We start from the raw sequence: 1,653 nt of genomic DNA on the forward strand, positions 1-1,653 counted from the left end.
GAGGACGGGGTTGGGTTCCACCACCACCTTGAAGGTCGGGCCGACCGCGCCGGGGTCGATCTCGCCGCCTTGAAACACCGGCTCGGTGGTCGGCTTGGGCAGGTTGTTCGGCACGCCCACCACGGTCAGTTCCAGAATGGGCGAAGCATAGCTCGTGCCTTCGGCGATGATCGTGTAGCTCACCTTCAGGGTGGTGTTGGTGCCCAGGCCCTTGGCGTAGAGCACATCGATCATGAAGCGGATGTCTTGCGGGGTATCGCTGGTCACTTCATGTGTTTGCTGTATGTAGACCGGGCTGCCAGTGGCGGTCCGGCCTTCCCATAGCAGGATCACGGTCTGTCCGGAGGCCGTGAACCCATACTGAGGCACGGTGACCTCCTGATGAGTGCCGCCGATCAAGGCCGGGTTGTAGGTATTTCCCGTAACGCCGACGAGCGTGGGTTTTTCCAGGGTTACCGGCTGGCCGATCACCGCCACACTGATGCGTTGCGACGGGGTACTCACGCCACCGATGAGTGCCTCGTAATACACCGTGGCGGTGCTGCCCACCAAGGCGGCGGCCTGGGCGTAGGGCACGTACAGCGTGATCCGGGTGCCGGCCTTCACGATCTGAAAGTCCAGGGTGAAGGTCAGCCGTGGTCCCAGTACCGGGATACCGGTCCAGGTCAGCGTGCCTGTGGTACCCACCGGCAGGTTGCCGTTGACCGGAATCTGTACGGCCACGTCGTCGCCGTCCAACTCGTCCACGTCCAACTCGTCGTCGTCGGTGGCCTGAGGCAAGCCTGGGGCATCCAGTGCGCCTGGGGGGATTACGTCGGCGAATGCTTCCAGGCTGTACAGCGACCAGTTCATCACCGTGTCATGAATGTCGTAACGCACGATCAGGCCCAGGCCTGGCGCGCTGTCGATGATGTCGGCCGACACTATGACCGTCAGCGCCATGCCGGGGGTCGAGGCTTCGACAGCAGTGACGGTCTTGCGGATTTCCTGGTTCGACCAGTGCAGAACGATCACGTCGTTCTCGGCGATATTCATGTAGCGGGGAATGGTCACCGTCAGCGGCCGGCCGGCCGGCACTACTGCGGGAATGCCAGTGGCTGGGGTCAGGCGTTCGTTGATGTAGGGCGTGGACGGATCCGGATCGGGATTGCCTGGAACGGTCTGCTTGACCAGAAAGGGACCTACGTCTTTAGACACACTGAAGGCGGTGGAAGGCGGGACTCTGTGGTGATAGTGCAGCGTGACCTCGCCCTCCTGAGGAAATACGTAGGGCATCAAGTAGAAGGTAACGATGCCTGCCTCATGCTCGAGGCGCACGACCTCAACAGCCACGGGAGTATCACCCAGGTACAGGGTGAGTTCATCGCCTAGGAGCATGTCGGGTTGCAGCACTACTTGCACGGCCACGGGTACGCTGGGGTCGTGCAGGTCGTTCTTGTTCAGGCCGTTGTGCACCAGCAGCGCCGGTACCTGCGGGGCAGGCAGGATGGGTGTGCCGGGATGATAGGGCGCAGCACCGAAGACGCTGATGGCGGGAGACTGACTTTGCTGGATCTCCAGCTGAAGCAGGCGCAGGAAATTGTTGAGGGTCGTCATGGCAGGGCTCTTGTGAAGTTGAAGTGGAGAGCGACTGCTGTGACGTTAGTTGTGGAA

General features: G+C 61.7%; 1 protein-coding gene. It reads right to left on the reverse strand.

The window, feature by feature from the left end; all coding sequences use genetic code 11:
• On the reverse strand, positions 1 to 1,596 hold a 1,596-nt coding region (locus tag AC788_RS02055), incomplete at its 3' end, for a hypothetical protein (RefSeq protein WP_152965686.1).
• Positions 1,597 to 1,653 lie beyond the last annotated feature (57 nt).

The organism is Pseudomonas sp. RIT-PI-a, from assembly GCF_001187875.1.
Lineage (GTDB): Bacteria > Pseudomonadota > Gammaproteobacteria > Pseudomonadales > Pseudomonadaceae > Aquipseudomonas > Aquipseudomonas coleopterorum.